Origin of the sequence: Actinomadura geliboluensis, assembly GCF_005889745.1 — a bacterium.
Taxonomy (GTDB): Bacteria; Actinomycetota; Actinomycetes; order Streptosporangiales; family Streptosporangiaceae; genus Spirillospora; species Spirillospora geliboluensis.
Window position 1 is genome coordinate 1 of the sequence record NZ_VCKZ01000567.1, and the last position, 4,824, is coordinate 4,824.

Annotated in this window: 5 protein-coding genes; all 5 read left to right on the plus strand. The window is 67.6% G+C overall.

What is annotated here, in order from left to right; all coding sequences use genetic code 11:
* The first annotated feature begins 169 nt into the window (after nucleotides 1-169).
* The 5 genes from ETD96_RS41445 to ETD96_RS41455 all read left to right on the plus strand — a co-directional run bounded on the left by ETD96_RS41445 (nucleotide 170) and on the right by ETD96_RS41455 (nucleotide 4,486).
* Nucleotides 170-1,042 (plus strand): hypothetical protein, encoded by an 873-nt coding sequence (locus ETD96_RS41445; RefSeq protein ID WP_138641953.1) that lies wholly within the window; start codon nucleotides 170-172, stop codon nucleotides 1,040-1,042.
* Nucleotides 1,043-1,161: 119 nt separating this feature from the next.
* Entirely contained in the window at nucleotides 1,162-1,644 is a 483-nt protein-coding gene (locus ETD96_RS48340) for a TRM11 family SAM-dependent methyltransferase (protein ID WP_420884838.1), read from the plus strand.
* Nucleotides 1,584-1,922 (plus strand): hypothetical protein, encoded by a 339-nt coding sequence (locus ETD96_RS46310; RefSeq protein WP_205719726.1) that lies wholly within the window; start codon nucleotides 1,584-1,586, stop codon nucleotides 1,920-1,922. The genes ETD96_RS48340 and ETD96_RS46310 overlap by 61 nt, the downstream gene beginning before the upstream one ends.
* Before the next feature lie 379 nt (nucleotides 1,923-2,301).
* Nucleotides 2,302-2,451 (plus strand): hypothetical protein, encoded by a 150-nt coding sequence (locus ETD96_RS45505; RefSeq protein WP_171069495.1) that lies wholly within the window; start codon nucleotides 2,302-2,304, stop codon nucleotides 2,449-2,451.
* Between the two features lie 85 nt (nucleotides 2,452-2,536).
* The gene (locus ETD96_RS41455) at nucleotides 2,537-4,486 is read left to right on the plus strand and encodes a recombinase family protein (RefSeq protein ID WP_205719725.1); all 1,950 of its coding nucleotides are present in this window, start codon (nucleotides 2,537-2,539) and stop codon (nucleotides 4,484-4,486) included.
* The last annotated feature ends 338 nt before the right edge of the window (nucleotides 4,487-4,824 follow it).

Here is a 4,824-nt window from a genome sequence, read left to right on the forward strand (position 1 = left end):
TACATTCTTACTGCGGGAACATTCCCCCGCGCGAGTACGAGGAAGCGTTCAACCGGTCACGTGGCACAGCGACCTAGACCGGCTGAGAACCAACAATCTGAGCCTCCAACATCGCCGGGGCGGTCCACACCCACCCACCAACAGCAACCGGCCCAACGGCGAGCGGCGCATGGTCCCGCTCACCGTCTGGCTGTGCTCAGACCCTTACAGCCAGGACCTGCCGCCTCGACCGGACGCCCGCTCGAACCGACAAAGGCCCGGCACCGCGATCTGCCTCCAGCACCGCCAGACCATCGGGCGCGAACTGGCCCAGCACCTGATCAGTACCTGCACCAGCGAAGGGGCACTGGTCGCCGAAGGCTTCACCACCAGCGAAGCCACCCTGATCACGGCCGCCCGCCTCGACCGGCGCGCCATCGCACTGGTCCCGCACTTCCCGCTCGCCCAGCACATCGGCACCCGGCTCCGCGCCGCCCTCGACCACCAGCAGCTGACGCGAGTGCGGATGCGCCCCGTCCGGCCCGACCAGATGGCCAAAGGCCTGGCCGACCACCTCGGCCAGGTCTCTCTGGTCATCGGCGCCCCGCCGCCATACGAGACCGGCGGCCACAACCCGAGGCGAGGCTCAGGAACGGGCTGCCCGGCGTGCCGGGCCGACCTGTGGATGCTCACCAGCGAGCAACTCGGGCTGTTCATGGCATCGGCATGGCGAGTGCTGGCCCCCGGCGGCGTCCTGGCCGTCATCACCACGGCCCGCCACCAGGCCGGACGCCTCATCGACCTGGCGCCGCGCATCATCCGCCACGCCCAAAGCCTCGGCTTCCGCTACGCCCAGCACGTCATCGCGCTGCGCGTCCCGATCGAAGGCGACGCCCTGGTCGTGCAGGCCGGCCCCACCGACCTCGCCCAACTCCGCGACACCCGCTCCACCGCCCTGCCGCCCACGGTCGGCGTCCACGCCGCGGTGTCGCTGTTCAAGAAACCCCAAGAGCCCGCGAGCTCACCTGGTCCCGACGGCCCGTCCTACGGGAGGGCCCGATGAACCACAACGAATTCGCCCGCGTCCAAGCGTTGCCGTCGGTGCTGGCGACTGGACAGCGCCCGTCCCGGCTGCAGCGCCAAGGACGCTACACGCCCGAGTCGATGCGCCACCCCGGCAAGATGCTGCCGGCCATCGCTGCCACCGTCATCAGTGCGTTCACCCGTCCCGGTGACCTGGTGGTCGACCCGATGTGCGGCATCGGCACCACCCTGGTCGAGGCCATCCACCTCGGACGCGACGCCGCCGGCGTGGAGTACGAGCCCGACTTCGTCCACCTCGCCCTGGGCAACCTCCAGCACGCCCGATCCCAAGGGGCCACAGGGACTGCCCACCTGCCTGCGGAGACGCCCGCAACATCGCCACCATCTACCGGGCCCTGCACGGGAAAGCGGCGCTGGTCCTCACCTCACCACCGTACGGATCACACACTCACGGGCACATCCGCTCAGGACGCGACAACGGCGGCGGAAAGATCCACAAGCGCAACCACCGCTACTCCACCGACCGCGGAAACCTCGCCCACCAGCCCCTACCCGGCCTCTTGGACGGCTTTGGCCGCATCCTTGTCGGCAGCGCCACCCTGCTGCGGCCCGGCGGTGTGATCGCCGTGACCATCCGTCCTATCCGCGCCAAAGGCGAGCTGATCGACCTACCCGGCCAGGTCATCGACACCGCCGGCAAGAACGGTCTTGTGTTGGTCGGCCGCCATGCCGCTCTTCTGGCGGGACTGCGAGACGGCCGACTGGTCAACCGGGCCTCCTTCTTCCAGATGCTCGAGACCCGCCGTGCTCGCGACCGAGGCATTCCCGCCTGCGCCACCGCCCACGAGGATCTCCTGCTCTTCCAGCCCGCGACCGACCTGCCGGAGGCGAGCCGATGACCAAGAACCCACACAGCAGGCAGGCCGGCCGCAACCGGGTGCTGGAGATGCTGGCCATCCTCCAGATCGGTCTATGCGGGCGCTGTGGGCGTGCCCGCTACACCACGCGCCGAACGGCGCGGCACGCCGCCCGCATCGCCGCACCCGGCATCCGGCTGCGCGCCTATCAGTGCGAAGACACCTGGCACCTGACCACTCCACCGGGTCGGCCTCAGTTCATCGCCCCGCCCGTCACACAGCCCCGCATTCGCACCGGGAACAGGCTTGACCTCCACGGCCGAGTCAAGCGTCGATACTGGGACGGTTGCAATCCCCGCGACCGCAGCCGTACCGCAGGGCGCGCACAGCGGACGGGCGACGGTTCACCAGCAGGGCGACGGTGACGGAGAGCGACAGGAAGGTGCGCCTGGTCGCGCCGGACGAGCCGCCACAGCTCACCCCCGGCGCGGCCAAGGTGCTGCTGCGGATCCTGCTCAAGGCAGCCGAGAACCCTTCAAGAACCAAGACAAGGAGACAGACAGAGAAATGACCAGACCCGTGCTCTATAGCCGAACCAGTCCGAGACCGGGGCCGTACGAGGCCGTTCGGTGCTCCACCAACGAGGAGGAATCGTCGTGACCGGAAGGCCCAAAGATCTGCAGCCGCAGTCCGGACGCGACGACGACACCCGGACCTCCGCACCGCCGCGTCTCCGGTACGCCTTCTATGGGCGAGTGTCGACCGAGGACAACCAGGACCCGGAAGCGTCGCGTGCCTGGCAGCTTCGCCGCGCCCGAGCCCTCATCGAGCCGAAGGACGGCGTGATCGTCGCCGAATACTTCGACGTTGACAAGTCCCGCTCGATCCCGTGGTCGCGGCGGCCGCACGCCTCGTTGCTGCTCGACGAACTCAAGAACCTCCAGCGGAACTTCGACGCGGTAGTAATCGGAGAGCCTCACCGCGCCTTCTACGGCAACCAGTACTCCCTGACGTTTCCGATCTTCGAGCACTTCAATGTCCCGCTCTGGGTGCCCGAGGTCGGTGGACCCATCGACCCAGTCAACGAAGCCCACGACATGATCATGGGCGTGTTCGGGGGCCTGTCCAAGGGCGAGCGGAACCGCATCAAGATCCGTGTGCGGTCCGCGATGGCCGCGATGACGGTCACCGAAGGCCGCTACCTCGGTGGCCGTCCGCCCTACGGCTACCAACTAGTGGACGCCGGTCCGCACCCCAACCCTGCGAAGGCCGCTGACGGTAAGCGGTTGAAACGGCTGGAGGCACACCCGGTCCATTCCCTAGTGGTGAAGTGGATCTTCGCGCAGTACATCAAGCAGCAGGGACGCGGGCTGCTGGACATCGCCGAGGAACTCACCCGGCAGGGCATCCCATGCCCCTCCGCCAGCGACCCGGTCCGCAACCCACACCGGAACCAACTCGCCTGGTCCAAATCGGCCGTCAGGACGATCGTCGGCAACCCTCGATACACCGGCCGGGAGATCTGGAACAAGCAACGCAAGGACGAAGTCCTCATCGACGTCGATGACGTCGCCCTCGGCCACACCACCAAGATGCGATGGAACGACCGCTCCGACTGGATCTGGTCGGAATACAAGGTTCACGACGCACTCATCAGCACCGAGGACTTCGAACGAGCCCAGCAGCTCCGGCAGTCACGAGCGCGCGGTTCCTACTCCAAGAAAGGCAACCCGACCTCGCGTCCCTACGTCTTCCGAGGATGCCTGCACTGCGGCTACTGCACGCGCAAGATGCAGGGGAACTGGAACAACCAGCAGGCCTACTACCGGTGCCGTTTCCCTGCCGAGTACGCCATGGTGAACGAGATCGACCATCCCAAGGTCGTCTACCTGCGCGAAGCGGAGATCCTCGGCGAGGTCGACGGGTGGCTGGCGACCGCGTTCACACCGGACCGCATCGCGTCGGTCATCGACATGATGGCCGCCCAAATGACCGACCCTGACGCACAGAGAGCAGCGGACCTGCGCAAACAACAGACGCGATGCGATCGCAAACTCGTCCAGTACCGGGCTGCGCTGGACGCCGGAGCTGATCCGGCGGAGGTCACCCGCTGGATCAACGACGTCAAGCAGGAACGCGCCCGCCTGGAACACGAGGCGAAGGCCACTCCGCGCGGCTCAGGCATCTCCCGGCACGAGATCGCCGACCTGCTCCGGCGAACCGGGGACCTGGCGCAACTCGCCATCAACGCCGACCCCGAAGACAAAGCCGACCTCTACCAGCAGCTGGGCCTGACGATGACCTACTATCCCCAGAAACACGAAGTGGAGGCCCGTGTGATTCCGGAGCCCCCACATGTGCGGTCGGTACGTGTCCGAGGGGGACACGACGCCGAGGAGCCGGTGCCGGTCGCTCCGGACAAGGCCGAGATCCGCCCAGGAGGCCGAGCGGATGCCCGACCCTCAGATGCGGGCGTATCTCCTGGCGTTCGCCGATTGCGGTTACATGGTGACCGAGGCCAACCAGCACACGTTTTCGGCACACGAGGTCGAGGCGTTCCTGGATGCGGTCGAGCGGCACCTGGACTGAACGGGTCGGCGGCGTGAGGGGGGCCAGGGTGCTGCGGGGGATCACCACGCGGTGCATCGGCGTGGGCGTCGCCGCGTGGCCTCGAGCAGCAATCAGTCACTCGATCAACCAGCTTCTGGTCTCCGGGGCCATGGTGGCCACCGGAGCGGTAGGGCGTCGATCACCAGCCTGGCATGGATGCAGTCGGGCGATTCCGTTTGCGACCGTCCCACGCCTGGGACGGTCTACGGCCGGTCATGTCGTATCACCGGATCCGGTGGGGGTGCGGTGTGTGGCGAGGATGCGGGTGAGGTCGGTGACGGGGGAGGAGGCGAGCTTGTGGTTGGTGTCGTCGTAGCCGCGGGTGGTGCGGGGG

Excerpts from the sequence above, each read along its gene's own strand:
- ETD96_RS41445 (WP_138641953.1), top strand. The coding sequence starts at position 170 with ATGGTCCCGCTCACCGTCTGGCTGTGCTCAGACCCTTACAGCCAGGAC.
- ETD96_RS48340 (WP_420884838.1), top strand. The coding sequence starts at position 1,162 with ATGCTGCCGGCCATCGCTGCCACCGTCATCAGTGCGTTCACCCGTCCC.